This window comes from Streptomyces sp. NPDC048211, assembly GCF_043202315.1.
Classification (GTDB): domain Bacteria; phylum Actinomycetota; class Actinomycetes; order Streptomycetales; family Streptomycetaceae; genus Streptomyces.
Window position 1 is genome coordinate 1 of sequence record NZ_JBIDAD010000028.1, and the last position, 26,642, is coordinate 26,642.

A 26,642-nucleotide genomic window follows, 5' to 3' on the forward strand; every position below is an offset into this window, starting at 1 on the left:
GGGCTTTCCTCCGGGCGCTTCCCTTCGGTCTTGCGTTTCCGACTCTATCAGACTCTTTCGTGTCCGATTCCCGGTCGAAGCGGGCCTCGCATTTTTGCTTTCCAGTTCTTCGCTCTCGCGATTTCCCTTTCCAGCGATTCCAACCTTACCAGACTCATTTCGTTCCGTTTCCGGTCCGAATTTGAATTCCGGTGGCCTTTGGAATGGCCTTGCCTTTCGGCGGATACCGACTTTATCAGAAGTTCTGAGTCGGAATTTCCAACCCCCGCAGACGCTCCCGGCACACATGTGTGCGCCGTGCTTCCCGGTGAGGCGGAGACGCAAACGTACTGGAGCGGGGCGCCCCGATGCAAATCGGGGGCCCCGCTCCGGAGTTCACGCCCGTCGGGGTCAGACCTCGACGACGACGGGAAGGATCATCGGACGCCGGCGATAGGTGTCGGAGACCCACTTGCCCACCGTGCGACGGACCAGTTGCTGGAGCTGGTGCGGCTCCATCACGCCATCCTGGGCCGACTTGTTGAGAGCCTCCTCGACCTTCGGCACGACAGCGCTGAACGCGGAGTCGTCGATGCCGGAGCCCCGCGCCTGGATGTGGGGGCCGCCCACGATCTTGCCGGAGGAGCTGTCCACCACGATGAAGACAGAGATGATCCCCTCGTCCCCGAGGATGCGGCGGTCCTTGAGGGAGGTCTCGGTGACATCGCCGACCGAGAGGCCGTCGACGTACACGTAACCGGCCTGGACCTTGCCGACGATCTTGGCCTTGCCGTCGATCAGGTCGACGACCACGCCGTCCTCCGCGATGACGATGTGGTCCTTCGGGACACCGGTGAGAGCGCCCAGCTCCGCGTTGGCCCTGAGGTGGCGCCATTCGCCGTGGACCGGCATCAGGTTCTTCGGCTTGCAGATGTTGTAGAAGTACAGCAGCTCGCCGGCCGAGGCGTGGCCCGAGACGTGGACCTTGGCGTTGCCCTTGTGGACGACGTTGGCACCCCAGCGGGTCAGACCGTTGATCACGCGGTAGACCGCGTTCTCGTTGCCCGGGATCAGCGACGAGGCCAGGATGACGGTGTCGCCCTGGACGATGCGGATCTGGTGGTCGCGGTTGGCCATCCGGGACAGGGCCGCCATCGGCTCACCCTGCGAACCCGTGCAGACCAGCACGACCTCGTCGTCCGGCAGGTCGTCGAGGGTCTTCACGTCGACGACGAGACCCGCGGGAACCTTCAGATAGCCCAGATCGCGGGCGATGCCCATGTTCCGGACCATCGAACGCCCGACGAAGGCGACCCGGCGGCCGTATTCGTGGGCCGTGTCGAGGATCTGCTGGATGCGGTGCACATGGCTCGCGAAGCTCGCCACGATGATGCGCTTCTGCGCATTGGCGAAGACCGTGCGCAGGACGTTCTGGATGTCGCGCTCGGGCGGGACGAAGCCGGGGACCTCCGCGTTCGTCGAGTCGGAGAGCAGAAGGTCGATGCCTTCCTCGCTCAGCCGGGCGAACGCGTGCAGGTCGGTGAGACGGCCGTCCAGCGGAAGCTGGTCCATCTTGAAGTCGCCGGTGGCGACGGCCATGCCCGCGGGGGTGCGGATGGCGACCGCGAGAGCGTCCGGGATGGAGTGGTTGACCGCGATGAACTCGCAGTCGAAGACTCCGAGGCGCTCGCGCTGCCCCTCCTTGACCTCAAGGGTGTACGGCCGGATGCGGTGCTCCTGAAGCTTCGCCTCGATAAGCGCGAGGGTCAGCTTCGAGCCGATGAGCGGGATGTCCGGCTTCAGGCGCAGGAGATACGGGACACCACCGATGTGGTCCTCGTGTCCGTGCGTCAGGACGATGCCCTCGACGTCGTCGAGGCGGTCCCGGATGGTGGTGAAGTCCGGAAGGATCAGGTCGATTCCGGGCTGCTCCTCCTCCGGGAAGAGGACGCCGCAGTCGACGATGAGCAGGCGGCCGCCGTACTCGAAGACCGTCATGTTGCGGCCGATTTCGCCGAGGCCGCCCAGCGGGGTGACCCGCAGGCCGCCCTTCGGGAGCTTCGGCGGGGTGCCGAGTTCAGGATGCGGATGACTCAAAAGACTCTCCTTACCACACACGCCACGTACCGCTTGGGCACGTGGCGCGCATGTCATTCGTGCACTTGCTGTTGTCTTTGGTGGTGCTCTGTCGCGAATGTTTCTTCGCGTATTCAGTTGTGAAGTCTGTGGTTACAGCTGTACCCCACCGGCGGCGAGATCGATCTTGAGCTGTGCCGTTTCCTGTGCGCTGAGTTCCACCAGCGGGAGGCGCAGCGGGCCCGACGGGAGGCCCTGGAGGGTCAGCGCGGCCTTGGTGGTGATCACACCCTGTGTGCGGAACATGCCTGTGAACACGGGCAGCAGCTTCTGGTGGATCTCCGTGGCCTTCTGTACGTCTCCGCCGAGGTAGGCCTCGATGAGGGCGCGCAGGTCCGGGGTGACGACATGGCCGACGACCGAGACGAAGCCGACCGCGCCGACCGACAGGAGCGGCAGGTTCAGCATGTCGTCGCCCGAGTACCAGGCCAGGCCGGACTGTGCGATGGCCCAGCTGGCGCGGCCGAGGTCGCCCTTGGCGTCCTTGTTGGCCACGATGCGCGGGTGCTCGGACAGCCGGACCAGGGTCTCTGTGTCGATCGGCACACCGCTGCGGCCGGGAATGTCGTAGAGCATCACGGGCAGACCGGTGGAGTCCGCGATGGCCGTGAAGTGGCGGAGGAGGCCCTCCTGCGGCGGCTTGTTGTAGTACGGGGTGACCGCGAGGAGGCCGTGGGCGCCGGTGCGCTCGGCCGTACGGGCGAGCTCGACGCTGTGCCGGGTGTCGTTGGTGCCGATGCCGGCGACGATGTGCGCACGGTCTCCGACCGCCTCCAGCACAGCCCGTACGAGCTGGTCTTTCTCCGCGTCGCTGGTGGTCGGGGACTCGCCGGTGGTGCCGTTGACGATCAGGCCGTCGTTGCCTGCGTCCACCAGGTGAGTGGCGAGCCGCTGGGCGCCGTCGAGGTCGAGTGCGCCGTCCGCCGTGAAGGGCGTGACCATAGCGGTGAGGACCCGCCCGAAGGGGGTCTGCGGAGTGGAGATCGGAGCCATGGGTACCACGCTACTCGTTGCTCGGCGCCCGTTGTCCCCTCGGGGGGACAAGCAAGAGGAGCCCGGCACTGCCTGCTCGGGGGTTCAAGCAGTGCCGGGTCCGTTTGATCAGCCTAGATGAACTTCACGAAACGCCGCAATACGGACACCGCTTACGGGGCGACGCGTCCGTTTTTGTTGAAGGCTGCATGGGTAAGCGGCATGAGCTGCGCCCAGTGCGCCTCCATCTGCTCGCCCACCATCTCGATCTCCCGCTGCGGGAACGAAGGGACCTTCGCCAGCTCGTGCTGGGTGCGCAGCCCGAGGAAGTGCATCAGCGAGCGGGCGTTGCACGTGGCGTACATCGACGAGAACAGGCCGACCGGGAGGACCGCGCGGGCGACCTCGCGGGCCACTCCTGCCGCGAGCATCTCCTGGTAGGCCTCGTACGCCTGGCGGTACGAGTCCTCCATGACCCGGCCGGTGAGCTCCGACTGCGCCTCGGTGCCCTCGACGAACTCGTACTTGCCGGGACGGCCCTGCTGGACGAGCTTGCGGGACTCCCCCGGGACGTAGAAGACCGGCTCCAGCTCCCGGTAGCGGCCCGATTCCTCGTTGTACGACCAGCCGACGCGGTGCCGCATGAACTCGCGGAACACGAAGATCGGGGCGCTGATGAAGAAGGTCATCGAGTTGTGCTCGAACGGGCTTCCGTGCCGGTCCCGCATCAGGTAGTTGATGAGCCCCTTGGAGCGCTCAGGATCCTTGGTGATCTCTTCGAGGGACTGCTCACCGGCCGTGGAAACGCGGGCGGCGAACAGCACATCGGAGTCACCGGCGGCGTGTTTCACCAGGTCAACGGTGACATCACTGCGGAAGCTGGGCTTTGCGGGCTCGGGGGTCTCGGTCACCGGCGGGGTCCTTCCAATGGCGTCGCTCGGGCGGCGCCCACTCTACGGGCCGCCACTGACAACGAGGTCAGCACCGCCCGTTCGAGGATTTCTTCGGCCAATTCGGTGATTCGGGGCACCGATCGGGCTTCCCGCGCGTCTGACTCAGTAGCACCACCCGAATCAGAGTTCAAGGAGAGTTTCCTCATGTTCCGCCGGCGTGAATCCGTCCCGTTCTCGTTCGTAGCCGAGGCCGACCGATTCCGCAGTAACGTCACACCGCCCCCGCGGGAGCGCGCCTCACTCTCCGAGAAGGCGGGCCGCACCCTGACCGGCCTTGCCGTGATCGCCGGGCTCGCCGGATCTCTGCTGCTCGGTCTGCCCGCTCTGGGCCCCGACCAGTCACCGCTGCACGACCAGCGGGCCGAGGCCGCACAGGGGCGCTGACCCGACCGGGCCCCCTGGGGTGGCCCGGTCGGTACGCTCCTCGGTAGCCTCACCGGGCACAGCAATCGAGCGTGCTTGTGAGTGAGGATCAGTCGTGCCCCTGCCCTTTCTGACGGCCGACCGCGCATTTGACGCGAGCGCTGAGGACGTCGCGCTGCCGTTCGACGACCACGACAGCTGGCGGCGCCCCTACCGCCCCGGGCCCTGGCGTGTCGCCGCTGCGGCGGGCCTGCTGCTGCTTGCCTCGTTCATCCTGTTCGCCGGGATGATCACGGCGTTCGCCGGAGCGCTGCCCGGGGCCGGAGCCTGTCTCGCCCTGGCCCTCGCGGTCATCCTCTGCGCGCTGCGGATGCTGCGGATCGGCGCCTGGGTCAGCCGGCACGGCGTGCGCCGGGTGGCCTTCTTCCGGACGACGACCGTGCCGTGGCACCGTGCCGCCGCGGTGCGTACGGTGCAGCAGCCGGTGAAGTGGCTCGGTTTCCCGCGCACGGTGCAGGGTCAGGCCCTGATCGTCGTACGCAAGGGCGGGGACGCGGTGCCGCCGCTGCTGACCGACTCCAACGCGGACTTCCTCGCGCGCAGTGAGGCGTTCGACAGGGCTGCCGACACGATCGAGGCGTGGGGGGACGAGTACCGCCAGCACTGAGGGCTCGCCTTCCCCGGCGGAATCGACGGGACCGCGCACACGACGAGACCGTCCGGCGTTCTTCGCGAACGCCGGACGGTCTCGTCGTGTGCGGGGAACGTACCGGTTCCCCCTCCCCTAGGTGCCGGAAGGCGCCGCCGAGGCCGGTGTGCGGCCCCTGTGGAGGGCGATGGCCCGCTGCATGGCCTTCCTGGCCCTCGGCGTGTCCCGGGCGTCCTGGTAGGCGACAGCGAGGCGGAACCAGCAGCGCCAGTCGTCCGGCGCGTCCTCCGTCTCCTCCCTGCGGCGGGCGAACACCGCGTCGGCGGAGTCCCGGTCGATACGTCCGCTCGGAGTGCGGACCAGGTCGTCGACGGGCAGGCCGCCCTCGGCGTCGAGTTCGGCGGCCAGGGCGTTGGCCCTCCGGACGAACTGGGTGTTCTTCCAGAGGAACCAGATGCCGATCACCGGAAGGATCAGCACGGCGACCCCGAAGGTCACCGTGAGCAGCGTGCCGTGCTCGATGAGCAGGACACCTCGGCTGCCGACCAGGACGAAGTAGAAGACCAGGACGGCAGCGGTGACGGCGTAAGTGATCTTTGCGCGCATGGTGGTGGGCTCAGTCAGTTCAGGTCGAGGAAGTTTTCCAGGCCGAACGTGAGGCCCGGCGTGGTCACCACGCGGCGTGCTCCGAGCAGGATGCCCGGCATGAAGCTGCTGTGGTGCAGGGAGTCGTGCCGGATGGTGAGGGTCTCGCCCTCGCCCCCGAGCAGGACCTCCTGGTGGGCCAGGAGGCCGCGGAGCCGTACCGAGTGGACCGGAATGCCGTCCACGTCGGCGCCTCGCGCCCCGTCCAGTGCCGTCGCCGTGGCGTCCGGCTGCGGCGCGCAGCCCGCCTCGCGGCGGGCGTCGGCGATCAGCTGGGCGGTGCGGGCGGCTGTGCCGGAGGGGGCGTCGGCCTTGTTCGGGTGGTGGAGTTCGATGACCTCGACCGACTCGAAGTAGCGGGCGGCCTGCTGCGCGAACCTCATCGTGAGGACTGCGCCGATCGAGAAGTTCGGCGCGATGAGCACGCCGGTCCCCGGCGAGGCGGAGAGCCAGGTGCCGAGCTGCGCGAGCCGTTCGTCGGTCCAGCCGGTGGTGCCGACCACGGCGTGGATGCCGTGCCGGACGCAGAAGTCGAGGTTGTCCATCACCGACGTGGGGGTGGTGAGCTCGACGACGACCTGGGTGCCGGAGTCCGTGAGGCTCTCCAGCTTGTCGCCGCGGCCGAGCGCGGCCACGAGTTCCAGGTCGTCGGCGGCCTCGACCGCTCGTACCGCCTCGGAGCCGATACGGCCCCCGGCTCCGAGAACGGCTACGCGCAGCTTGCTCATTGCTCTGCTTCCTTACAAAGGGATTTAGGAGACCGCTTCGTCGAGGCGGCCGGCCTGCTTGTCCTTGAGCGGGCCGATGACGGAGAGCGAGGGGCGGTGTCCGAGGACCTCGCCCGCCACCGCGCGGACGTCGTCCGGGGTGACCTGCGCGATGCGGGCCAGCATGTCGTCGACCGACATCTGCTCGCCCCAGCACAGTTCGCTCTTGCCGATCCGGTTCATCAGGGCGCCGGTGTCCTCCAGGCCGAGGACGGTGGAGCCGGAGAGCTGGCCGATCGCGCGGCTGATCTCCTCGTCGTCCAGTCCGTCCGACGCGACCTTGTCGATCTCGTCGCGGCAGATCTTGAGGACGTCGTGGACCTGGCTGGGCCGGCAGCCCGCGTACACGCCGAAGAGTCCGCAGTCCGCGAAGCCCGAGGTGTACGAGTAGACGCTGTAGGCCAGTCCGCGCTTCTCCCGTACCTCCTGGAAGAGGCGGGAGCTCATGCCGCCGCCGAGGGCGGTGTTGAGTACGCCGAGCGCCCAGCGGCGCTCGTCGGTGCGGGCCAGCCCCGGCATGCCGAGAACCACGTGGGCCTGCTCGGTCCTGCGGTTCTGCAGTTCGACCCGGCCCGCGGTGCGCAGCGTGCGGGAGCCCGCACGCGGCGCCGTCGGGACGGCGTCGGTGCGGGACAGAGCCCCGGCGCGCTCGAAGGCCTTGCGGACCTGGCGCACGACCGTGGCGTGGTCGACGTTGCCGGCTGCGGCGACGACCAGGTGCGTGGGGTCGTAGTGCTTCTTGTAGAACCGGGCGATCTGGCCGCGGTTCAGCGCGTTGATCGTGTCGACGGTACCGAGGACCGGGCGGCCGAGCGGGGTGTCGCCGAGCATGGTGTGCGCGAACAGGTCGTGCACGCAGTCGCCCGGGTCGTCCTCCGTCATCGCGATCTCCTCGAGGATGACGCCGCGCTCGGCGTCGACGTCCTCGGAGGTGATCAGGGAGCCGGTCAGCATGTCGCAGACGACATCGATGGCCAGCGGCAGGTCCGTGTCGAGGACCCGCGCGTAGTAGCAGGTGTACTCCTTCGCCGTGAAGGCGTTCATCTCGCCGCCGACCGCGTCGATCGCGGACGAGATGTCGAGGGCGCTGCGCTTGGCGGTGCCCTTGAAGAGGAGGTGTTCGAGGTAGTGCGTCGCGCCGTTCAGCGTCGGGGTCTCGTCGCGTGATCCGACGTTGGCCCAGATACCGAAGGTGGCGGAGCGTACGGAGGGCAGCGTCTCGGTGACGATGCGCAGGCCGCCGGGCAGGACCGTGCGGCGGACCGTGCCGATGCCGTTGGTGCCCTTGAGAAGCGTTTGGGTACGGGCGACGGCCCGCCCCTCCGAGGAGGGGCGGGCCGTCGTCACGGAACTACGGGACGTCACTTGTCGGTGTCGTCCTTCTTCTCGTCCTCTTCGCCCTCGATGACGGGGATGAGGGAGAGCTTGCCGCGGGAGTCGATCTCCGCGATCTCGACCTGGACCTTGGCGCCGACGCCGAGCACGTCCTCGACGTTCTCCACGCGCTTGCCACCGGCGAGCTTGCGGATCTGCGAGATGTGCAGCAGGCCGTCCTTGCCGGGCATCAGGGAGACGAACGCACCGAAGGTGGTGGTCTTGACGACCGTACCCAGGTAGCGCTCGCCGACCTCCGGCATGGTCGGGTTGGCGATCGCGTTGATCGTGGCGCGCGCGGCCTCGGCCTGCGAGCCCTGCTGGGCACCGATGTAGATGGTGCCGTCGTCCTCGATCGTGATGTCGGCGCCGGTGTCCTCCTGGATCTGGTTGATCATCTTGCCCTTGGGGCCGATGACCTCACCGATCTTGTCCACCGGGATCTTGACGGTGATGATCCGCGGGGCGTTCGGGGACATCTCGTCCGGGACGTCGATGGCCTCGTTCATCACATCGAGGATGTGGAGGCGTGCGTCACGGGCCTGCTTCAGCGCGGCGGCCAGGACCGAGGCAGGGATGCCGTCGAGCTTGGTGTCGAGCTGGAGCGCGGTCACGAACTGCTTCGTACCGGCGACCTTGAAGTCCATGTCACCGAACGCGTCCTCGGCACCGAGGATGTCGGTGAGGGCGACGTAGTGGGTCTTGCCGTCGATCTCCTCGGAGATCAGACCCATGGCGATACCGGCGACGGCGGCCTTGAGGGGCACACCGGCGTTCAGCAGCGACATGGTGGAGGCGCAGACCGAGCCCATGGACGTCGAGCCGTTGGAGCCCAGCGCCTCGGAGACCTGGCGGATCGCGTAGGGGAAGTCCTCGCGCGACGGCAGCACCGGCACGATGGCGCGCTCGGCGAGCGCGCCGTGGCCGATCTCGCGGCGCTTGGGCGAGCCCACGCGGCCGGTCTCACCGACGGAGTACGGCGGGAAGTTGTAGTTGTGCATGTAGCGCTTGCGGGTCACCGGGGAGAGGGTGTCCAGCTGCTGCTCCATACGGAGCATGTTGAGGGTGGTGACGCCCAGGATCTGGGTCTCGCCACGCTCGAAGAGCGCCGAGCCGTGCACGCGCGGGATGGCCTCGACCTCGGCGGCGAGCGTACGGATGTCCGTGACGCCGCGGCCGTCGATGCGGACCTTGTCCTTGATGACGCGCTCGCGGACCAGCTTCTTGGTCAGCGCGCGGTAGGCACCGGAGATCTCCTTCTCGCGGCCCTCGAAGGCCGGGAGGAGCTTCTCGCCCGCGATCTCCTTGATGCGGTCGAGCTCCGCCTCGCGCTCCTGCTTGCCGGCGATGGTGAGCGCCTTGGCGAGCTCGGTGCTGACGGCCTTGGAGAGCGCCTCCAGGACGTCGTCCTGGTAGTCGAGGAAGACCGGGAACTCGCCGGTGGGCTTGGCGGCCTTGGCGGCGAGGTCCGACTGGGCCTTGCAGAGCGACTTGATGAAGGGCTTCGCCGCTTCGAGACCGGCGGCGACGACCTCTTCGGTCGGGGCCTCGGCACCGTCCTGGACGAGCTGGATGGTCTTCTCGGTGGCCTCGGCCTCGACCATCATGATCGCGACGTCGCCGTCCTCCAGGACGCGGCCCGCGACGACCATGTCGAAGACGGCGTCCTCGAGCTCGGTGTGCGTCGGGAAGGCGACCCACTGGCCCTTGATCAGGGCGACGCGGGTGGCGCCGATGGGGCCGGAGAAGGGCAGGCCCGCCAGGATCGTGGAGGCGGAGGCGGCGTTGATCGCGACCACGTCGTACAGGTGGTCGGGGTTGAGCGCCATGATCGTCTCGACGATCTGGATCTCGTTGCGCAGGCCCTTCTTGAAGGAGGGGCGCAGCGGGCGGTCGATCAGGCGGCAGGTGAGGATCGCGTCCTCGGAGGGGCGGCCCTCCCGGCGGAAGAACGAGCCGGGGATCTTACCGGCGGCGTACTGCCGCTCCTCGACGTCCACCGTGAGGGGGAAGAAGTCGAGCTGGTCCTTGGGCCGCTTGGAAGCGGTGGTGGCCGACAGCACCATGGTGTCGTCGTCCAGGTACGCGACGGCGGAGCCGGCGGCCTGCTTGGCCAGGCGGCCCGTCTCGAAGCGGATGGTGCGGGTGCCGAAGGTTCCGTTGTCGATAACGGCCTCGGCGTAGTGGGTCTCGTTCTCCACTAGTGATTTCTCCATACTCGTCGTCTTTCGTCCTGACGCCCGTGTGGCGCAGGACGGTGCGGAGAAGCGCACCTGTGTGCGGGGCCGGTCTTCGATCGAAGCTCCCGGGCGTTGTCCCGGGGGCCACTACCGAGGACCGGCGGCGGCCGTGGCGCGCCTCTCCTCGTCTGTTGTTGTACGTCCAGGTTACTGAGGTTCCCCCCGGTCCCGCACGTACGGCAAAGGGAGCGGCCCCCTAGAAGTGGGAACCGCTCCCTTTCACAGCGTCCTTACTTGGCGCCGCCGGCCGCGCCACGGCGGATGCCGAGGCGGTCGACGAGCGCACGGAAGCGCTGGATGTCCTTCTTGGCCAGGTACTGCAGGAGGCGGCGACGCTGGCCGACCAGGATCAGCAGACCACGACGGGAGTGGTGGTCGTGCTTGTGCGTCTTGAGGTGCTCCGTCAGGTCCGAGATACGGCGCGAAAGCATGGCGACCTGAACCTCGGGGGAACCGGTGTCGCCCTCCTTCTGCGCGAACTCGGTCATGATCTGCTTCTTCGTAGCGGCGTCGAGCGGCACGCGGTACTCCTCTTGGTGTTCGATGCGCCCACGAGTGCCCCTGGTCTTGATCTCAGGGGAGCTTGAGTGACTCGGGAGCGAAGGTCCGATGAGCGCAGCCCCCAGAGCCAACCGGGAACGCGTACACAAACGGCCACAGCCAGACTACCAGCCGTCCGGAGCAGCCCCGACGGGCCTCAGCCCGTCAGCGCCCCGGCCAGTCCGGAGCGGCCCCGACCGGCCTCAGCCCGTCAGCGCCCTGGCCCTGGCGAAGACGTCGAGGACCGCCAGGCAGAGCGGGACCAGGGAGAGCAGGAGCGCGCTCTCCGTCAGGTCCAGGACGCGCCCCCAGAACGGGGAGAGCCCCTTGCGCGGAACGATCAGGCCGGCCGCGGTCAGCAGCGCCGCCCCGGTTGCGATGGCCGCGGACAGCTGGACCGTGCGGATGGCGAGCGCCGCCGCCAGGTCGGCGGGCGGATTCAGTGCGAGGCCGAGGATCAGCAGGGTGAGCGCCCCGAGGCCCGCCGCGAGCGCGCAGACGACCTGCGAGGTGTAGCGGAAGAGCCGGGCCCGCAGCAGCATGGCGAGCCCCGTGGCCAGCGCGAGGAGCTGCCCCCGGACATCGCCGGAGAAGCCGAGCACGGCGGCGGACGCGGCGACGAGGGCCGCGCAGCCTCCGACGAGGCCGAGCAGGAGCTCGTGGCCCCGCCGCGCCCGCTCCGCGATGTGCGCGGCGTCGACGGGGGCGTCCCGGTGTCCGGCGTCCGGATCGGCGTAGGGGTCGTCGTGGCCGGTCCCGGCGGTGTGCTGCGGGACGTACCCGATGGGGAGCCGGGCGAAGCGGGCCGAGAGACCGGGCAGGAAGGCGACGAGTCCGATGGCGGCCGGCGCGCAGACGGCGGCGGCCGAGGCGGCCGTGGATTCGGCGAGGATCGCGCCGAAGGCCGCCAGGGTGCCCGCGGTGGCGAGGAAGGCCGCCGCGACGAACGGGGCATCGCCCCCCGGGGTGACGGCGGTCAGCACGACGGCGGCGACCAGCACGGCGACGCAGCCGAGCAGGAACTGCAGCCTGCCCGGCCCCTGACCTGCGTCCGGGCCGATGATGCCGGAGCCCGCGAGGAGGACGAGGGGCAGGGCGCCCAGGCCGAGCGCGACGGCCGTGAGGCGGTCCGCGTAGACCCGGGCGCGGACCCCCGCGAAGGCGGTGAGCAGCACTCCGGCGGCTCCCGCGATGACGCCGGGCAGGCCGTGCATGTCGTGGCGGACCGGGTCGGCGGACCAGAGGACGAAGCCGAGCAGGACGAACAGCAGCGCGGCCCCCGCCGGGCCCGCGCCGCGCAGCAGGTCGTCGCTCCACAGATGGCGGTCGCGGGCGACGGCCGAGGCGACGGCGTCCGAGACGTCGTCGAACACGGCGGGCGGCAGCGAGTCGGCGAACGGTCGCAGGCTGAGGATCTCGCCGTCGAGCACCTGCTGGGCCGCGAGGGTGCGGGCGCCGTCGAGGACGGTGCCGTCACGTCGTACCAGGTGGTACCCGGTGGGGGTGGCGACCGCCTGGGTCCGGCCGGTGAGGCGGAGGATCTCCGGGCAGACGTCGGCGACGGCGAGGTCGTGGGGCAGTGCGACGTCGATCCGGCTGTCGGGTGCCACGACTGTGACACGGCAGAAGCCGGTCGCCGCGGTCGTACTCACGTGTCTGGTCCCCCTAGTCGACGGTTGCGCACGATGCGCGCGCAACCCTACCGGGAGGGGTGAATCCCGGAACTTCCGCGAAGGTCCGGCCAGTAGGATCGCGGTCGCGCGGAGGCCAGTCCGTGGGCGGAGGCAGCCACGGGGGCGCCGGTGCGGGTCCGTCCGGCCTCCGGCCCGTCCGTACCGAAGGATTGATGCACCGGTGAGCCACATCGTCGTGAAGCGACCGCCGCGGGCCCTGCCGCCGGAACTTCCCTCGGACGGGCTGACGTTGAAGGCTCCGCCCTCGCTGCCGCGCGGACAGCGGGAGGGCGTGCTGATGCAGGTCCTGCCGGTGCTGGGCATGGGTTCGTCGGTGGTCTTCTTCTTCTCGCCGCAGGCGCCGCCGTTCATGCGGATCATGGGTGTGCTGATGCTCGTGTCGACGGTCGCCATGGCGGTGGCGCAGCTGGTCCGTCACCGCCGTGGCACACAGGGGCAGTTGGCGGACGCCCGGCGCGACTACCTCACCTACCTGGCGCATACCCGGCGTACGGTGCGGCGGACCGCGCGCGCCCAGCGTGATGCGCAGTGGTATCTGCATCCGGGCCCCGACCAGTTGTGGGCGGTGGTCGCCGAGGGCGTCCGGGTCTGGGAACGGCGGTCCGGTGACCAGGACTTCGGGCAGGTGCGGATCGGGCTCGGGGTGCAGGGGCTGTCGACGCCCCTGTCGGCGCCGGAGACCGATCCCGCCGATGAGGCGGAGCCGGTGTGCGCGGGGGCGCTGCGGCGCTTCCTTGCGGTGCACGGCTCGCTGGACGGGCTGCCGGTGGCGTTCCCGGTGCGGGCGTTTCCCCGGGTGACGGTGAGCGGGCCGCCGGAGTCGGCGCGCTCGGTGGCGCGGGCGATGGTGGCCCAGTTGGTGACGCTGCATGCGCCGGACGACCTGGTGATCGCGGTCGTGGCGGGGCCGGACGCGGTGGCGCGCTGGGACTGGACGAAGTGGCTGCCGCACACCCAGGTGCCGGGGCAGGCCGACGGGGCCGGTTCGAAGCGGCTCTTCGCGGCGGATACGGCCGCCCTCGATCCGTTGCTGGGCGACCGGCTGGAAGGACGGCCGCGGTTCGGCCGGGAGAGTGCGCCGCTGCCCGACCAGCCGCACATCGTGGTGGTCCTGGACGGTGGCGCGGTGTCGACGGACTCGCTGTGGGCGGCGCCCGAGGGGTTGCAGGGCGTGACCGTCGTCGAGCTGGTGCGGGGCGAGCCGGCCGTCTCGCGCGGCGGCCTCTCCGTGACGGTGCGGCCGGGACTGCTGCGGATGGAGTCGGGTACGGGGGCGGCGTACGACGGTGTTCCGGACGGCATCTCCCTGCCCGCGGCCGAGGCGCTGGCCCGGCAGCTGGCGCCGCTGCGGACGGGCGGCGGCAGGGAGGGCGAACCCCTGCTGTCCGACCTGGACTTCACCGAACTGCTTGATCTCGGCGACGCGGACACGGTCGACGTGGCGCGCACGTGGCGGCCGCGTCCCGTCTCGGAGCGCCTGCGGGTGCCCATCGGGGTGGGCGAGGACGGGCTGCCGGTGATGCTGGACCTCAAGGAGGCGGCGCAGGACGGCATGGGGCCGCACGGGCTGTGCGTCGGCGCGACGGGGTCCGGAAAGTCGGAGCTCCTGCGCACGCTCGTGCTGGGGCTCGCGGTCACGCATCCCTCGGAGACGCTGAACTTCGTGCTCGCGGACTTCAAGGGCGGGGCGACCTTCAGCGGTATGTCGCAGCTGCCGCACGTGGCCGCGGTCATCACCAACCTGGCCGACGACCTGGCCCTCGTCGACCGGATGGGCGACGCGATCCGCGGGGAGCTCCAGCGCAGGCAGGAGCTGCTGCGCTCGGCGGGCAACTACGCCGGCGTCCACGACTACGAGAAGGCACGGGCGGCGGGGGCGGCACTGGAGCCGCTGGCCTCGCTGGTGCTGGTGATCGACGAGTTCTCCGAGCTGCTCACCGCCAAGCCCGACTTCATCGACATGTTCATCCAGATCGGCCGCATCGGCCGTTCGCTGGGGGTGCATCTGCTGCTGGCCTCCCAGCGGCTGGAGGAGGGCAGGCTGCGCGGTCTGGACACGTATCTCTCGTACCGGATCGGGCTGCGGACCTTCTCGGCCTCGGAGTCCCGGACGGCACTGGGGGTGCCGGACGCGTACCACCTGCCCTCCGTGCCGGGCTCGGGCTATCTCAAGTCCGGGACGGAGGAGATGACCCGGTTCAAGGCGGCGTACGTGTCGGGGGCGCATCGCACGGGCGGTTCCGCCGCGGTGGGGCAGGTGCCGGCCGTGCGGCGGGCGGCCCTGTTCCGTGCGCTGCCGGTGCCGGTGCCGTCGGCGGGTGCGGAGGCCGGTGCGGCCGCCGTGACGGTCGCACCGGCGCGGGACGAGGCGTTCGCCGACACGGTGCTCGACGTGGTCGTGCGGCGGCTGGAGGGCCAGGGGGTGCCGGCCCATCAGGTGTGGCTGCCGCCGCTGGACCGGGCTCCGGCACTGGACCAGTTGCTGCCGGGGCTCGCGCCGGCCGAGGGGCGCGGGTTCACCGCCACGGAGTACAGCCGGCCCGGCGGGCTGACGGTCCCGCTCGGTCTGGTCGACAAGCCGTTCGAGCAGCGGCGCGAGGTGCTGTACCGGGACTTCTCCGGGGCTGCGGGGCATCTGATGGTGGTCGGCGGGCCGCAGTCGGGCAAGTCGACCCTGCTGCGGACGCTGATCGCGTCGTTCGCGCTCACGCACACGCCGCAGGAGGTGCAGTTCTACGGTCTCGACTTCGGTGGCGGCGGGCTCGCCCCGATGGCGGAGCTGCCACATGTGGGACAGATCGCCTCACGGCTGGATCCGGAGCGGGTGCGGCGCACGGTCGCGGAGGTGGCGGGGGTACTGGCCCGGCGCGAGGAGCTCTTCCGGGCGCAGGGTATCGACTCCGTCGCCACGTACCGGCGCATGCGCGCTCTCGGAGAGCTTCCCGGTGAGGCGTGGGGTGACGTGTTCCTGGTCATCGACGGCTGGGGCGGTTTCCGGACCGCGTACGAGTCGCTGGAGCCGGTCGTCACGGACATCGCCGCGCGCGGTCTGGGCTACGGGGTCCACGTGGTGCTCTCCGCCGCGCGGTACATGGAGGTGCGCGCCGCGCTCAAGGACCAGGTCCTCGGGCGGCTCGAACTGCGGCTCGGCGACGTCATGGACTCCGAGTTCGACCGGAAGGTCGCCGGCCGGGTGCCGGCCGGGGCGCCGGGGCGCGGTCAGGTGGCGGAGAAGCTGCACTTCATGGCCGCGCTGCCCCGCGTCGACTCGGTCACCGACGCGTCGGGCCTCGCCGGGGCGACCGCCGCGCTCGTCGGTACGGTGCGGGCGAGCTGGACGGGCGCGTCGGCACCTTCCGTACGGCTGCTGCCGCTCACCCTGCCCGCGGAGCGGTTGCCGAAGGGCTTCGAGTTCCCGCACCGGGGCGTCGCGGTCGGGATCGCGGAGACGGATCTGGAGCCGGTGTTCGTCGACTTCGACGCCGACCCGTTCTTCCTGGTCTTCGGCGAGAGCGAGTCGGGGAAGACCAATCTGCTGCGTCTGATCGCGAAGCAGATCGCGGAGCGGTACTCCCCCGACGAGGCGAAGCTCGTCGTCGGGGACTACCGGCGGGGGATGCTGGGCGCGCTGCCGGAGAGCCATCTGCTGGAGTACGCGCCGACGGCCGACGCGCTGGGGACGCACATGGAGGCGCTGGCCGGTGTGTTCGCGCGGCGGCAGCCGCCGGCGGACGTGACTCCGCGGCAGCTGCGCGAGCGGAGCTGGTGGACCGGTCCGCGGATCTTCGTCGTCGTCGACGACTACGACCTGGTGGCGACGGGCGCGGGTGGCCCGCTGGCCCCGCTGGCGGAATACCTGCCGTTCGCCCGGGACACGGGGGTGCGCTTCGTCATCGCGCGCAGTTCGGCGGGGGCGTCGCGTGCGATGTACGAGACGTTCATGCAGCGGATCAAGGAGTTGGGTGCCCAGGGGGTCGTGCTGTCCGGCAGTCCGGCCGAGGGGGATCTCATCGGGGCGGTGCGCGGGCATCCGCTGCCGCCGGGGCGCGGGTACTTCGCCTCCCGGCGGCAGGGCAGTCCGCTGGTGCAGACCGGAAGGTTCCCGGAGCGCCCCTGAGCCGGGCGGCGGTCAGCTCCCGGGAGGCCTCGCCGGGCACGGAACGGCGGCGCGCGAAGCGTCGCGGGAGCACAGAAAAGCACCTTTCGCCGGGGAACTCCAGACACGGCCAAAGGCCGCGGCGGTGCCTGTACGGTGCCGTGCAGAGCCACGTACGGAGAGGAACCCTGACCATGGGCACGCAGGCGGAGAAGGACGAGCTGTACGCACTCGACATCTCGGGGGTGGAATGGCTGAGTGCGCCCGGGACCGAGGAGGCGGAGGAGCGTGTCGAGATCGCGCATCTGCCGGGCGGGGCCGTGGCGATGAGGTCCTCGCTGGATCCGGACACCGTGCTGCGGTACACGGAGGCCGAGTGGCGTGCCTTCGTTCTGGGCGCCCGGGACGGCGAGTTCGACCTGACGTAGGGCGTGGGGGCATGCCGGAGGGGCCCGTTCCACGGAACGTGCCCCTCTTGTCGTCGTGCGCGGCCCGGCCGGCTGCGTTCAGTACGCCTCGGTGAACAGGCGTGAGGACCTGAGGTCCGTGGCGCGGTAGCTGTCCTTGCCGTTCTCGATGATCCTGGCGACGTGTTCCAGGCGGCCCTTCATGTCGTCGGCCTTGCCGCGGTACTTGTTCTGGAGCAGCACGTACGCGGTGTGGGCCTCGCCGTCCCAGGTGTCGGTGACCACCTTGAGCGCGCCGTCCATCTCCTCCAGGTCGCGGCAGATGTTCCGCGACACCACGCGGATGCGGTTCGCCATCTCCTGGACGCTTTCGTACCTGACCTTGGTGTGCGGGTCGTGACCCATCCGGGTTCTCCTCTGGATCGGCTGCGGGAAAAGGGGAGGTGCGGGTTCAGACTCCGTGGAGCCCCGAGGCGCTGCCCGCCGCGGCCGGAGTCCTGACCGCGTTGAAGGCCGCGCGGACCTCGTCGTCGTTGGCGTTGCTGAGGTTCCTGGTGCTGCCCACCGCGTGGAGCAGCACATTCAGCAGCCGGCGGATCTCGTCGTGGTCCTCGTTGATCACGAGCTGTGCGGACGTGAACCCCGAGGCGCCGATGCCGGTCCACCCCGCCCCGGCCGTCGCGAGGATGTCGGCGAGTTCCCTGGCCTGCGCGGAGACCGCCTCGGCGGTTCTGACGATCTTGTTCCGGGCCTGGATGACCGGCTCGTCGGCAAGTCCGAAACCGCCCGCGGGGTTGCTCATGCGGAGGTCCTCTCTGGGTTCGCTGAGGGATGCGGGGCAGGGGTGGCCGCACCGGCTCCGGTGGAGTGCCTCCGGCCGTCCTGACCCCCCGTCACCCGCCTGAAGTCCGGGCTCACCCTAAGGGCTGTCCCACAATTCCTGGCGGGCGCACGACGACAGCTACGGCACCTCGCCGCGTTGTCGGAACGCCCGAATACATCCAGTATGCGGGCGCCCCTCCGCCTTGCGATGCACCGCATCTGACGCCGCGCGCTGATCCACCACGAATTGCGGGACAGCCCTTAGCCACTTCGGCACCTCGTCCCGGTACGCACCGGTGGCGCGCAGGCGTCTCGGCAGCGGTCACCGGCGACGCGGTGCGCGGCGTCCGCGGAGGTCCCGCGCCACGGTCGCGGCGCCGGCCACCGCGGCGACCAGCACGGCCGCGGCGGCCAGTGCGTAGGTCGCGTACCGCTTGCTGCGTTGCTGCGAGGTCTCCGACATCGCCAGGTGCGCGGGCTCGGGTGCCAGGGCCCCGGTGGGCGGGGCGTCGGGGTGGGGGGCGTCCTGCGGGACGTCGTCTCCGGACAGCGCGCGGACCGGATCGACTACACCCCATCCGATGAAGGCGTCTCGGCCGTTGACGGAGCGCTCTGCCGTCTGTTCGATACGGGCGATGATCTGCGCCGCCGTCCAGTCCGGGTACTTGGCGCGCATCAGGGCGACGACTCCGGTGACGTACGGCGCGGCGAAGCTGGTGCCGTTGTCGGTGCATTGTCCGTTTCCCGGGACGGTGGACACGATGTCGACACCGGGGGCGGCGACCCCCACGAAGTCCCCTGCCTGGGAGAAGGGTGCGCGCTCGTTGTTGCGGTCGGACGCGGCGACGGCGAGGACGCCGTCGAAGGCGGCGGGATAGGTGCTCCGCCGTCTGCCGTCCGCGCCGTCGTTGCCCGCGGCGGCGACCACCACGACGTCCTCGGCGACCGCCCGCGCCACCGCCCGGCCCAGCACGGAGTCGTCGGCCAGCGGTCTGGTGGTGTCCTGGGAGATGTTGATGACCTGGGCGCCCTCGGCGATCGCGTGGTCGATCGCGGCGGCCATCGTGCTGTCCCTGCCGTTGTGCCGCCCGTCGTTCTGACGGATCGGGATGACGGTGGCCTCGGGGGCCAGGCCGACGAAGCCGGTCCCGCCGCGGGGGCGGGCGGCGATGATGCCGGCGACCTTGGTGCCGTGGCCGACCGTGTCCACGGTCCCGTCGCTCCCGCCGCCGTCGGTGTAGTCGATACCCGCGGAGACGTCCACGGCGTCCCTGAGCTGGGGATTGGTGTCGTCCACCCCCGTGTCGACGACGGCGACGCGGATGCCCTTGCCCCGGGTGTCCTGCCACAGTTCGTCGAGGAGGACCCGCTGGAGCGGCCAGGGGCGCCCCTCGAACTGTTCCTTCATCGGGAAGTCGCATGTGCCGCCGCCGGCGGGGCGCAGACCGCCTGGGTCCGCGACGGCGTACGCGGCCTGCGGCCCCGCGAGGGCGCCCAGCGCGGCGGCGGCCGCCGTCAGCAGGACCCTTTTCCGGTACGGCATCGCGCTCTCTCCCACGTGTGTCCACTGGTGTCCCGCCGCCCGGCCCCGGTGCGTCACGAACCCTGGGGCCGGCGGGCGCTGCTGGTGTCGAGCCGGGGGCCCTTGGCGAGAAACTCCGACCAGGCGATCGGGACGAGGGCGGGCGTCACCTCCCCGTATCCGAGCCTGATCTGTGCCTCGCCGGGTGCCGGCCGCCCGTCGGGGCCGTCCTGCGTGCCGCCGGTGCCGGTGCGTTCGGAGTCGCTGTCGCCGTTGGCCCGGACCGCGTACCGCAGTCCGGTGTCGGTCACCAGGAAGAGTGATCCGTCCCGGCCGGTCTGTCCTTCCCTCACCTGGGTGTAGAGCAGTCCGCTGCCCGGGGTCACGTACGTGCTCGTGCCCCCGGCGCCGACGGGGGCGGGGTACGCGGCGCCGGCCCACGTACTCAGCGTCGTCCGGCCCGAGGCGTCCGTGCGGCGCAGCACGTTGCAGACGGTGTCGCGGCCGGAGGCGCCCGCGTCGGTGGTGTTGACGCGGACGGCTCGCTGCGCGGGCCAGTGCGCGGCCTGGCCCGCGAAGGGCTCCGGGCCGGGGACGAAGTCCTGGAGGCCGGCGGGGCGCGCCTCGCCGGCCAGGTCGAGGGATGCGGTCTGCGGGGAGTTGATCAGCAGCCATGCCGTGAACGCGGAGACCGGACGGACCTCGCCGTCGAGGACGACGTAGTGGGCGGTGCCCTCTCCGGTCCTGGTGCGCAGCACCGTGCCGACGCGGTTCTCCCGCGCGGACAGGTGCCCCTCGATGCGGGCCGGGGCGCCGATGTCGCCGGGGATGCGCGGGAAGGCGACCGGGCTGCCGTCGTGCAGCGTGGCCAGCCAGTCGTCGGTGACGGGCTGCGGCTGGGCACTGCCGACCAGGGCGCCGGTCAGATGGCCGAGGTCGGCGGCGGTCTCGTCGATGCGGTACTTGGTGCCGCGGGCGTCGACGAGGTAACGGGTGCCGTCCTGTCCCCTGACGTAGAGGACCTGGCCGCCGGTGAGCCGTCCGGCGCCCTCGGTCAGCCCGTCGTCGCGTGCGGCGAGGACGAAGGCGGCCTTCTGCACGGTGTCCCCGCCACCGGGCTGCACGCAGACGGCCCAGCGCTTGGCGGTGCCCGCGTCCTCTTCCTCGGGCAGCCGGTCGGGGGCGTACGGGATGCCGAGGACGGGCCCGCGCGGGGGCTTTCCCGCGTCGAGGATGTCGTCGGCGACCTGGACGACGCCGTAGTTCTCCGGTGTCAGCAGCAGCCGGGCGGAGGCGAGGTTCAGCACCGGGTGCAGGAGCGTCCTGCGGCTCTCTCCCTTGCCGGTGGTGAGCACCACGTAGCGGGTGGTGGACGTCTTGCCGACGATCACCTTGGTGCCGGGGCTGTCCCAGCCCCTGGGGGCGGCCGGTCTGAACATGCCGTAGGCGCCGGACCCCGCGAGGATCAGGGCGCCCGCGACGAGGCCGGGCAGTACGGCGCGAAGGGGGCGCGGGGCGCCCTCGTCGGAGCCGGTGGCCGAGGGCCGGAGGAATGCCGCCACCATGCGTCGCTTCGCGAAGGTGTACGCGTTCAGGTCGTCGCGCCGCGATGCCATGAGTCCGTCCGTCTCCCCGTGTCCGACCGCGCGGCACCGGGAGCGGCCGCGGCCGGCGTCCCGTACCGGACCCCCGATGCCGGACCGGCTCCCTACTATGCCTGTCGATTCAGGGGTGTTGCGGGGCGGGTAGGGTGATGCACCCCGTTGGAGACCTCGGCGGGACGGGCGTGGCACGGGTCGGGTCGCGGGACACCGGACCCGGATGAACGGGGGGATGCCGCCATGACGGCTTCCACGGCGCGGACGGCTCAGGGCCGGGACACCCGGCCGCCGGAATCCCTCCGGGCCGGGGCGCCGGACGCCTCGGTGCACGGCGGCGGGCCGGACATCGTGCGGTGGGGCGGTCGGGCCGGATCGCTCGGGCCGTTCCGGCTGCACCAGCTCGTCCTGTTCGAGATCGCGGGGGCGCTGCTGCTCTGTGCCTGGGTGGTGGATCCGCTGCTGCTGGCCCCGGCCTCGTTGGCGGCCGGGCTGCTGGTGGTGCTCGCGGTCGTACGGCGGCGACGCCGCTCCCTTCCGGCGCTGCTGCACGCCGTGCTCGCCCTGCGGGCCCGTCGCCGCAGGGCCGCGTCGGCAGAACCGTCTGCCGGAACCGAACCGGGCATCGCACCCCTGACCGAGTGCGAACCGGCTTTGCGCACGCACTCGTTCGGGGGCTGTGAGCGGAGGCCGGTCGGCATGATCGGCGACGGTACGTACCTGACCGCCGTCCTCAGGATCGACGCCGACGGTACGGCACTGCGCGCGGACCGGTCCGCGCGGCCGCTCCCCCTGGCGCTCGTGCGGGATGCGCTGGACGTCGACGGCATCCGGCTGGAGTCGGCACAGATCGTGCAGCACACCCAGCCGGCGCCCGCGCCGCGCCTGCCGGTGGACTCCATCGCGGCCCGCAACTACGCACCCCTGCAGGCCCGGACGGGCTCCCCGGCGGTCCGGATCACCTGGATCGCGCTGAAACTGGCCCCTGAGCTCTGCCCGGAGGCCGTTCGGGCGCGGGGCGGCGGCTTCACCGGGGCGCAGAAGTGCCTGGTGCGGGCGGCCGACCAGCTGGCCGGCAGGCTGACCGGGGCCGGGCTGTGCGCGACGGTGCTCACGGAGCAGGAACTCGGCGCGGCGATCACCACATCCGCCTGCGCGAGCCCGTCGGCCACGGCGGCGGCCGACCGGGACGTGGCGCCCGCCCGCCGCACCCGGGAGACCTCGCGCACCTGGAGCTGCGACGACCGGCCGCACACCACGTACTGGGTGCGTCGCTGGCCGGAGTTCGGCGGTGGCGGCGCCCCGATGCCACAGCTCGTCGCGCTGCTCACCTCGGTCCCGGCCCTGGCCACGACGTTCAGTCTCACGCTGGGGCACGGCGAACGGCAGGAGGTCGCGGTCACCGGCCACCTGCGTGTCACCGGCCGCGATGATCAGGAACTCCGATTCGCCCGTCGCGAGTTGGAGCGTACGGCCCGCGGGGTGAAGACCTCGCTGGTGCGGCTCGACCACGAGCAGGTGCCCGGCTTGCTCGCCACCCTGCCCCTCGGAGGTACCCGCTGATGTCCGTACCCGTACGGGCCCGTGGGCGGCTGGGGTTCGGCCTGATGGGGCCGCGTCGGCCCCGGCACACGGTCCGGCCCGAGCAACTGGCCTCGCTGGCACTGCCGGTCGGTGACGACGGCGTGGTGATCGGCGTGGACGACGAGGGACGCCCCGCCGTGCTCGGCCTCCTCCGGCCCACTCCGTACGACGTCACCCTGATCGGAGGGCTCTGGACGGCCCAGGTGCTCGCGCTGCGGGCGGCGGCGACCGGAGCCCGGATCGTGGTGGAGACGGGTCGGGCCGCGGCCTGGGAGGGGCTGGTGCGGGCGGCGGGCGGTGACGGCTGCGGCATCGCGCTGCACGAGGTGGGCCGGGTGCCGCCGCAGGGCCCCTCGGCGGGGTCGCCGGTCGTGGTGGTGCGGGACTGCGGCATAAGGCCACCGCGCGGGCGGGTGGCGGCCGGGCCCTGGCAGTCGGTGGTGACACTGCTGCCCTATCTGAGCCCGACGGCGTCCGGGCTGATGGAGAAGTCGTCCCTGGTCGGCATTCAACGGGTGTCTCCCGACGAAGCCGAACAGATCGGGCATCTCATGCGTCTGGGGTCCGGCGAGACCCGGGCCCTGTCCACTCTGACGGACGGTGTGACCCTCTGGTGCACCCGGCGGGACCGCCGGTTCGTGATGATCCAGCCGACCGATGCGGAATCGGGACTGCTGGGCAGCGCACGCAGGATGGACTGACACCCCACCACCACGCGCACGAATTGCGCGCTTTTCCCTGCACAGATGTGCACGTTTGACCGCTTTACGCCTCACTACCGGCCGTACTTAGTCCACTTGGGGGCAGTACGTGACGTACGGGACAGCGGCCGCAGTGCCGTACAGCCTGCCGTGGCGGGCCCGATGGCGATTAGGGTGGGTCGGGGCGCGGCAGAAGAACCTGCGGGCAGGCAACGCGCGTCCCAGGGGGAGAGCCGGGCGGTACGCATTACGGGAACGGTCGCCCCCACCCCCCACGGCACGAGGGTGCTCGACCACACCAGGAGGCAAAGTGAACGGCGATCGGGACGAGATGCGCGGGAGCTGGAACAAGCCCGTCGACGAGTCGTCCGACGCGGAGCCCGCCGAGATGACGGGTGAGTTCACCATCGACTACACCCCGCCCGCCTGGTACACGCAGAATGCGCCGGGCGACTCGTCGGGCGGCGCCGGAACGTACCTGGCACCGCCCCCGCCGCCCAGCGGCTCTCCGGTGTCCGTGCCCGGACTGCCGCCCGGGAGCGGTTTCGAACCCGACTGGACCCCGGCGCCGCCGGCACCGGCCCACGGTGCCGCCGCCGGTGATCCGGTGCCGGGTGCGGCTGGCGCGAGCGGTGCGCCGGATCCCTTCGGGGGCGGCGACGTGGAGAGCGGCGCGACCATGCGGTTCTCGTCCGCCGCCCTGAAGCGGGAGATCGCCGAGCGCGCGGCCGCCGAGGCGACCGCCGCTGAGGCGGGGGCCGACGACTCCGGGTCCGCCGGCACCGGCCCGGACGCCGGCACCGTGGCCGGTGAGGAGGCCGCGGACGCCGAAGCCGATGCGCCTGCGGACGCCCTGCGGAGCGACGCCGGGGAGACCGACGAGACCGGCTCCGGGAAGACCGGCTCCGGAGAGGCCGACTCCGTCAACACCGACGCGGATCCGGATTCCTCCGCGTCCGAGCCCGCCGCGTCCGAGTCCTCCGCATCGGAATCCTCCGCGTCCGAGTCCTTCTCGGCACCGTCCGACGCCGTACCGTCCGACGCCGTACCGTCCGACGCGCCTCCCGCACCGGTCGACGCCGTGCCGTTCTCCGCCGAGGCGGACGAATCCCACGAGGCAGCCGCCTCGCCCTTCGGCACCCCGCCGGTGGACCGTGCCGCCGTCGATGCCGCGCGTCAGGACGACCCCGACGACGGCCCGCAGGCCGACGAGCCGTCCGACGCCGTACCCACGGACGCGGCGCCCTCGGACTCGGCACCCTCCGACACCGCGTCCCCTGCCTCCCTCGCGGATGCGGCCCCCCTCGACGTACCGTCGGACACCACTCCTCAGGACGCGGCACCGGCACCGGCACCCTGGACACCCACTCCCGGACCGGGCGGACTCCCGCCGCTGCCCCCCTCCTTCCAGCCGGCGGCCCCGCAGCCCGCCGCACCGCAGCCGGCGTCCCACTGGCCCCCGCAGGCTCCCGCAGCCGACGCACGGCAGGGCGGTTACGGATTCCCTCAGGCTCCGCCGGCCCCGCAGAGCCCGCAGGCCCCCCAGTCACCCCAGCCTGCCGCCCCGGCACCGCAGGGCGGGTACGGCTTCCCGCAGCAACCGCAGCCCCAGCAGGCCCTGCCGGCAGCCGCGCTTCCGGCGCAGCTCCCGCAGCCGACCGCACCGCAGGCGACTCAGACACCTCAAGCGACTCAGACACCGCAGGCGCCCCAAGTGCCGCAAGCACCTCAGGCCTACCAGTGGTCCCCGCAGCAGCAGGTCGCGGCGCAGCTCCCGCCCGCGCCCCAGGCCCCTCAGCCGCAGCAGCCGTCACCGCAGGCACAGCCACAGCCACAGCAGGGTGGCGGCTACGGATTCCCTCAGGGTGCCCAGCCGCCGGCTCAGGCCACGCCCAATCTGCCCGCGCAGATCCACCCGCAGCAGCAGCCGCAACCCCAGCAGCAACCTCAGCAATTGCAGCAGCCCCAGCAACAGCCGCAGCCCCAGCAGCACCCGCAACAGCAACTCCCGCCGCAGGGGCCGCCCGTCGACCCCCGGGCCGGGGCCGCATGGCCCACGCCGGTCACCCACGACCAGCGCGAGCGCTCCGTGCCGGGCGCGCCGCTCGGCTACACGGCCGCTGTCGAGCTCTCCTCCGACCGGCTGGTCCGGGGCAAGCAGAAGGCGAAGAGCAGCCGCAACCCGTCGGGCGCGTCCCGCTTCAAGCTGGGCGGCAAGAAGGAGGAGATCGAGCGGCAGCGCAAGCTCGATCTGATCCGCACCCCGGTGCTCTCCTGCTACCGGATCGCGGTGATCAGCCTCAAGGGCGGCGTGGGCAAGACCACGACGACCACGGCCCTCGGCGCGACCCTGGCCACCGAGCGGCAGGACAAGATCCTCGCCATCGACGCCAATCCCGACGCCGGCACGCTGGGCCGCCGGGTCCGCCGCGAGACCGGGGCGACCATCCGCGACCTGGTGCACGCGATCCCGCACCTCAACTCGTACATGGACATCCGGCGGTTCACCTCGCAGGCGCCCTCCGGCCTGGAGATCATCGCCAACGACGTGGACCCGGCGGTCTCGACCACGTTCAACGACGAGGACTACCGGCGCGCGATCGAGGTGCTGGGCAAGCAGTACCCGATCATCCTCACGGACTCGGGTACCGGACTGCTCTACAGCGCGATGCGCGGTGTTCTGGACCTCGCCGACCAGCTGATCATCATCTCGACGCCGTCGGTCGACGGTGCGTCAAGTGCCTCCACCACGCTGGACTGGCTGTCGGCCCACGGGTACGCGGAGCTGGTCCAGCGGTCCCTGACCGTCATCTCCGGGGTGCGCGAGACCGGCAAGATGATCAAGGTCGACGACATCGTCCAGCACTTCGAGACGCGCTGCCGCGGCGTGGTCGTCGTGCCGTTCGACGAGCACCTGTCGGCCGGCGCCGAGGTCGACCTCGACATGATGCGCCCGAAGACCCGGGACGCGTACTTCCACCTCTCCGCCCTGGTGGCCGAGGACTTCGCCCGCGCCCAGCAGCAGCAGGGGCTGTGGACGGCGAACGGCAGCAACCCGCCGCCGCAGTACGCCCCGCCGATGCCCGGTCAGCAGCTGCCGGGCCAGCCGGTACCCGGACAGCAGCCGTACGCACCCCAGCAGCCCCAGCAGCCCGGTCAGCCGTATCCCCAGCAGCCCGGCCAGCCGTACCCGCAGCAGCCCTACGGCGGCCAGCCGCAGCAGCAGCCCTATCCCTCGCAGCCGGCACCCGGCGCCGGGCAGAACTGGCAGCAGTCGCCGCCCTCGCAGTCCCAGCCGACGGCAGGTCAGGCCGGCCCGCCGCCCCAGCAGCAGTACGGCGGACAGCCAGGTCAGCCAGGACAGCCCGCCCACCCGGAACTTCAGGGTCCGGTTCCGCCCGCGGGGTGGCAGCAGCAGCCTCCGCAGCCGCCGCCAGCGCCTCAGCAGTAAGGCGTCAGAGGTCTGAACCAATGAGGGTCCCCATCGCTTCCGCGAAGGGGACCCTCACTGCATTCCCGCAGACCACACGCCGTTTCGATGACCGTTGACGCGGCTCGACCACCGCTGATAAACCTTCGCTTCACCAGCTGGCGAACCAC

20 protein-coding genes are annotated in these 26,642 nt (G+C 71.2%); 7 read left to right on the forward strand and 13 right to left on the reverse strand.

Translation table 11 applies throughout. The features are described 5' to 3' along the window. Positions 1-390 precede the first annotated feature (390 nt). From ACGFZA_RS40970 to thyX, 3 genes are all read right to left on the reverse strand, one after another. Complete coding sequence (locus tag ACGFZA_RS40970; RefSeq protein ID WP_385281774.1) at positions 391-2,076, reverse strand: ribonuclease J; 1,686 nt, start codon at positions 2,074-2,076, stop codon at positions 391-393. Positions 2,077-2,208: 132 nt separating this feature from the next. Beyond that, complete coding sequence (dapA, locus tag ACGFZA_RS40975) at positions 2,209-3,108, reverse strand: 4-hydroxy-tetrahydrodipicolinate synthase (RefSeq protein WP_385281771.1); 900 nt, start codon at positions 3,106-3,108, stop codon at positions 2,209-2,211. A 152-nt stretch (positions 3,109-3,260) separates the two neighbouring features. Beyond that, positions 3,261-3,998, reverse strand: a complete 738-nt coding sequence (thyX, locus tag ACGFZA_RS40980) for an FAD-dependent thymidylate synthase (RefSeq protein ID WP_385281768.1) — start codon at positions 3,996-3,998, stop codon at positions 3,261-3,263. A 186-nt stretch (positions 3,999-4,184) separates the two neighbouring features. Between thyX and ACGFZA_RS40985 the strand changes: the two genes are divergently transcribed. Together ACGFZA_RS40985 and ACGFZA_RS40990 are read left to right on the forward strand one after the other, a co-directional pair. Next, positions 4,185-4,424 (forward strand): hypothetical protein, encoded by a 240-nt coding sequence (locus ACGFZA_RS40985; RefSeq protein WP_385281765.1) that lies wholly within the window; start codon positions 4,185-4,187, stop codon positions 4,422-4,424. Positions 4,425-4,518: 94 nt separating this feature from the next. Continuing rightward, the gene (locus ACGFZA_RS40990; RefSeq protein ID WP_385281762.1) at positions 4,519-5,070 is read left to right on the forward strand and encodes a hypothetical protein; all 552 of its coding nucleotides are present in this window, start codon (positions 4,519-4,521) and stop codon (positions 5,068-5,070) included. 117 nt (positions 5,071-5,187) lie between these two features. On the opposite strand, the gene ACGFZA_RS40995 is transcribed toward ACGFZA_RS40990, so the two are convergent. From ACGFZA_RS40995 to eccD, 6 genes are all read right to left on the reverse strand, one after another. After that, the gene (locus ACGFZA_RS40995; protein ID WP_385281759.1) at positions 5,188-5,658 is read right to left on the reverse strand and encodes a hypothetical protein; all 471 of its coding nucleotides are present in this window, start codon (positions 5,656-5,658) and stop codon (positions 5,188-5,190) included. 14 nt (positions 5,659-5,672) lie between these two features. Further along, entirely contained in the window at positions 5,673-6,425 is a 753-nt protein-coding gene (gene dapB / locus ACGFZA_RS41000) for a 4-hydroxy-tetrahydrodipicolinate reductase (RefSeq protein WP_385281756.1), read from the reverse strand. Between the two features lie 24 nt (positions 6,426-6,449). Beyond that, positions 6,450-7,829, reverse strand: a complete 1,380-nt coding sequence (locus tag ACGFZA_RS41005; protein ID WP_393686091.1) for a M16 family metallopeptidase — start codon at positions 7,827-7,829, stop codon at positions 6,450-6,452. After that, positions 7,826-10,039 carry a polyribonucleotide nucleotidyltransferase gene (locus ACGFZA_RS41010; RefSeq protein ID WP_385281785.1) on the reverse strand — a complete coding sequence of 738 codons (2,214 nt, stop codon included), beginning with the start codon at positions 10,037-10,039 and terminating at the stop codon, positions 7,826-7,828. The genes ACGFZA_RS41005 and ACGFZA_RS41010 overlap by 4 nt, the downstream gene beginning before the upstream one ends. 269 nt (positions 10,040-10,308) lie before the next feature. Next, positions 10,309-10,599 (reverse strand): 30S ribosomal protein S15, encoded by a 291-nt coding sequence (rpsO, locus tag ACGFZA_RS41015; protein ID WP_018551846.1) that lies wholly within the window; start codon positions 10,597-10,599, stop codon positions 10,309-10,311. A gap of 222 nt (positions 10,600-10,821) precedes the next feature. Then, entirely contained in the window at positions 10,822-12,270 is a 1,449-nt protein-coding gene (eccD, locus tag ACGFZA_RS41020) for a type VII secretion integral membrane protein EccD (protein WP_393686094.1), read from the reverse strand. Positions 12,271-12,472: 202 nt separating this feature from the next. Here eccD and eccCa point away from each other — a divergent pair, with 202 nt between their 5' ends. Together eccCa and ACGFZA_RS41030 are read left to right on the forward strand one after the other, a co-directional pair. Continuing rightward, positions 12,473-16,429 carry a type VII secretion protein EccCa gene (gene eccCa, locus ACGFZA_RS41025; protein WP_393686096.1) on the forward strand — a complete coding sequence of 1,319 codons (3,957 nt, stop codon included), beginning with the start codon at positions 12,473-12,475 and terminating at the stop codon, positions 16,427-16,429. Between the two features lie 173 nt (positions 16,430-16,602). Further along, positions 16,603-16,836, forward strand: a complete 234-nt coding sequence (locus tag ACGFZA_RS41030) for a DUF397 domain-containing protein (protein WP_148021251.1) — start codon at positions 16,603-16,605, stop codon at positions 16,834-16,836. 78 nt (positions 16,837-16,914) lie between these two features. Here the strand turns inward: ACGFZA_RS41030 and ACGFZA_RS41035 are convergent, their stop codons facing one another. The 4 genes from ACGFZA_RS41035 to eccB form a co-directional block, all read right to left on the reverse strand. Continuing rightward, positions 16,915-17,220 (reverse strand): WXG100 family type VII secretion target, encoded by a 306-nt coding sequence (locus tag ACGFZA_RS41035; RefSeq protein WP_385281744.1) that lies wholly within the window; start codon positions 17,218-17,220, stop codon positions 16,915-16,917. Between the two features lie 46 nt (positions 17,221-17,266). Further along, entirely contained in the window at positions 17,267-17,617 is a 351-nt protein-coding gene (locus ACGFZA_RS41040; RefSeq protein ID WP_385281742.1) for a hypothetical protein, read from the reverse strand. A gap of 342 nt (positions 17,618-17,959) precedes the next feature. Further along, positions 17,960-19,180, reverse strand: a complete 1,221-nt coding sequence (gene mycP / locus ACGFZA_RS41045) for a type VII secretion-associated serine protease mycosin (RefSeq protein ID WP_393686099.1) — start codon at positions 19,178-19,180, stop codon at positions 17,960-17,962. Positions 19,181-19,233: 53 nt separating this feature from the next. Continuing rightward, entirely contained in the window at positions 19,234-20,775 is a 1,542-nt protein-coding gene (gene eccB, locus ACGFZA_RS41050) for a type VII secretion protein EccB (protein ID WP_393686101.1), read from the reverse strand. A gap of 375 nt (positions 20,776-21,150) precedes the next feature. Between eccB and eccE the strand changes: the two genes are divergently transcribed. The 3 genes from eccE (at position 21,151) to ACGFZA_RS41065 (ending at position 26,493) form a co-directional block, all read left to right on the forward strand. Beyond that, positions 21,151-22,320: a type VII secretion protein EccE gene (gene eccE, locus ACGFZA_RS41055; RefSeq protein ID WP_393686121.1), complete on the forward strand. Its 1,170-nt coding sequence runs from the start codon at positions 21,151-21,153 to the stop codon at positions 22,318-22,320. Further along, positions 22,320-23,042, forward strand: coding sequence for a hypothetical protein (locus ACGFZA_RS41060; protein WP_393686103.1), 723 nt, complete (start codon positions 22,320-22,322; stop codon positions 23,040-23,042). Before eccE ends, ACGFZA_RS41060 begins: the two co-directional genes overlap by 1 nt. A 310-nt stretch (positions 23,043-23,352) precedes the next feature. Continuing rightward, entirely contained in the window at positions 23,353-26,493 is a 3,141-nt protein-coding gene (locus tag ACGFZA_RS41065) for an SCO5717 family growth-regulating ATPase (protein ID WP_393686105.1), read from the forward strand. Positions 26,494-26,642 lie beyond the last annotated feature (149 nt).